At 66.1% G+C, this 3,250-nt stretch carries 2 protein-coding genes; both read right to left on the reverse strand.

Going from position 1 to position 3,250, the window contains the following annotated elements; all coding sequences use genetic code 11:
* The coding region (bchL, locus tag H926_RS28420) for a ferredoxin:protochlorophyllide reductase (ATP-dependent) iron-sulfur ATP-binding protein (protein WP_237741083.1) at positions 1-712 on the reverse strand (712 nt) is incomplete at its 3' end.
* A 10-nt stretch (positions 713-722) separates the two neighbouring features.
* Positions 723-3,250, reverse strand: a 2,528-nt coding sequence (locus H926_RS28425) for a cobaltochelatase subunit CobN (protein ID WP_022677444.1), incomplete at its 5' end; no start/stop codon positions are given.

Here is a 3,250-nt window from a genome sequence, read left to right on the forward strand (position 1 = left end):
GATCGCGGAAATGGGCGAGGCGGCGCATGCCGATGGCCTGGCTGAAGCGGTCGATCTCGTCGGTGGCGGCAGAGCGATTGGCGATGACGCCCGCGAGGCGCACGTTGTAGTTCTTGGCCTTGGCACCGATGGCGGCAACGATGCGGTTCATCGCAAAGATCGAGTCGAAATCATTGGCCGCCACCACCAGCGCCCGCTCGGCATGCTGCAGCGGCGCGGCAAAGCCACCGCAGACCACATCGCCCAGCACATCGAAGATCACCACGTCGGTATCATCGAGCAGGTGGTGCTGCTTGAGCAGCTTGACCGTCTGCCCGACGACATAGCCACCGCAGCCCGTGCCCGCCGGGGGGCCGCCGGCCTCCACGCACATGACGCCGTTATAGCCTTCGAACATATAGTCTTCGGGGCGCAGTTCCTCGGAATGGAACTCCACCTGTTCGAGCACGTCGATCACCGTGGGCATCAGCTTCTTGGTGAGGGTGAACGTGGAATCATGCTTGGGATCGCAGCCGATCTGCAGCACGCGGTGCCCTAGCTTGGAAAACGCGGCCGAAAGATTGGACGAGGTGGTGGATTTGCCGATCCCGCCCTTGCCATAGACGGCAAAGACCTTGGCCGTGCCGATGCGGTCTTGCGGATCGAGGCGGACCTGCACCGATCCTTCGCCATCTGACGGCGTGAAGCGCGTGGGGGTGTCGATCAGGGTCATGCCGGTTTCCTCATTGCGCCGCGAACACGCCTTCGAGGCGGTCCTCCAGCTCGTCGCTGGCCATGCGCAGGGCCTCGAGCGTCTGTTGATCGGGTTCCCACAGGTGGCGTTCGCAGGCTTCGAGCAGGCGCCCGGCCACGCGGGCGGAACTGTTGGGATTGAGCTGCGAGAGCCGCGCCCGCATCTGCGGATCGAGCACGAAAGTTTCGCTGATGCGCTGATAGACCCACGGCGCGACCTGGCCGGTGGTGGCCGACCAGCCGACGGTGTTGGTCACATGCTGCTCGATGCTGCGCACGCCTTCGAAACCGTGCTTGAGCATGCCTTCGAACCACTTGGGGTTGAGCGTGCGGGTGCGGGTTTCCAGGTCGATCTGTTCCGCCAGGGTGCGCACCTTGGCGGCGCCCTGCGTGGCATCGACGATATAGACCGTGGCCGCGCGGCCCTTGGCCCGCGCCACCGAGCGGCTGACCCCGCCCAGGCCATCGACATACTGATCGAGATCGGTGATGCCGACTTCGACGCTTTCGAGGTTCTGATAGACGAAATCGACATCGCGCAGCGCGCTGTGCAGCAGTTCGCGCCGCTGCGTGGGCGGGCCTTTGACGCCATAGGCATAGCCCTTGTGCGTTTCGAAGGCATTGGCGAGGTCATCGGGGCTGGTCCACACGCCGCCGTCGATCATCTGGTTGACGTTGGCGCCATAGGCGCCTTCGGCATTGGAGAACACGCGGAGCGCCGCCGTTTCCAGGTCGCAATCATGCTGCGCCTGGTGGGCCAGGCTGCGCTTGCGCACGAAGTTCTGCTCCAGCGGCTCGTCGGCGCTGGCCGCCAAGAGCGAGGCTTCGGCCAGCATGCGCGTCTGCATCGGCAGGAGATCGCGGAAAATGCCCGAGAGGGTGATCACCACATCGACGCGCGGGCGGCCGAGTTCGGCCAGCGGCACCAGTTCAGCGCCGACGACGCGCCCATAGCTGTCGATCCGCGGGCGCGCGCCGATCAGGCTCATCGCCTGGGCAATCTGCAGCCCTTCGCTTTTCATGTTGTCGGTGCCCCACAGCACCATCGCCAGGCTTTCGGGGAACGGCTGGCCACCTTCGACATGGCGGGTGGTGATGCATTCGGCCTGTTCGCGGCCCTGGATGCAGGCAAACCGGCTGGGCATGGCAAAGGGATCGAAGCCGTGGATGTTGCGGCCGGTGGGCAGCACTTGCGGATTGGCGAGAATGTCACCGCCCGGCGCCGGGCAGATATAGCCACCGTCCAGCGCGTGGATCACCGCGCCGATCTCGTCACTGCGATCGAGCGCGCTTTCGATGCCGGCGCGGTCTGCCTGGGCATCGGCCTCGACCATGGCGTCGACCAGTTCGGCGCGCTCTGCCCCTTGCGGCGCCTGGCCCAGCACGTGCAGCCCGGTGGGGATCAGCGTGCGTTCCAGTTCATAGAGCGCGGGCGCCAGATCGGCGATGGCGCCGCAATCCAGATCGAGCGTGGCGCACTGTTCGCGGATCAGCGCTTCCAGGGCGTCCTGCTCTGCCCCCGGCGTCGACCAGCGCCAGCGTTCGACACTGCACTTGAGTTCGGCAAAGCCGCGATAGAGCCCGGCGCGCGCCAGGGCCGGGGTGAGATAGCTGATCAGCGTGGCGGCCGAACGGCGCTTGGCCAGGATGCCTTCGGATGGATTGTTGGACGCGTAGAGGTAGAAATTGGGCAGATCACCGATCAGGCGTTCGGGCCAGCATTCGCCGCTCAGGCCCGCCTGCTTGCCCGGCATGAATTCCAGCGCGCCATGGGTGCCGAAATGGAGCACGGCATGGGCGGCAAAATCGTGGCGGATATAGCTGTAGAACGCGGCAAAGGCATGGGTCGGGGCAAAGCCGCCCTCGAACAGCAGGCGCATCGGATCGCCTTCATAGCCGAACGCGGGTTGCACTCCGACAAAGACATTCCCGAAATGCGCGCCCAGGATCTGGATATGGCCGCCATCGCTTTGCAGCTTGCCCGGCGCGGAGCCCCATTGCGCCTCGATCTGGGCGAGATGCGGCTCGCGGCGCACGTGTTCATCGGCGCTGATCCGTGCGGCGACGTTGGCATCACTGCCATAGCGGGCGGCATTGCCGTTGAGGATTGCATCCTGCAGCGCGGCGACGCTTTCGGGCACGGCGACGGCATAGCCTTCATCGGCCAGCCGCTGCAGCGTGGCATGCAGCGATTCGAACACGGCCAGGTGCGCGGCCGATCCGGTGGCGCCGGAATTGGGCGGGAAATTGAAGATGGTGATCGCCAGGCGCCGTTCGCGCCGCGCGGCCTGGCGCAGCGCGATCAGCTTGGCGACCTTGGCCGCCAGCGCCGCGGCGCGTTCCTCGTCCCCGCGCATGGCCTGGATTTGGGCCTTGCCCGCGCTGCGCCCGCCAAACACGCTGGGGCAGATCGCGCCATCGAGTTCGGGCAGGGCGACCATCATCGTCGCTTCCAACGGGACGAGGCCGGTGCGCCGCTCGCGCCATTCCTCGATCGTCTGGAATTCCACCGCGTGGG

The organism is Novosphingobium sp. B-7 (assembly GCF_000410615.1).
GTDB classification, from domain to species: Bacteria; Pseudomonadota; Alphaproteobacteria; order Sphingomonadales; family Sphingomonadaceae; genus Novosphingobium; species Novosphingobium capsulatum.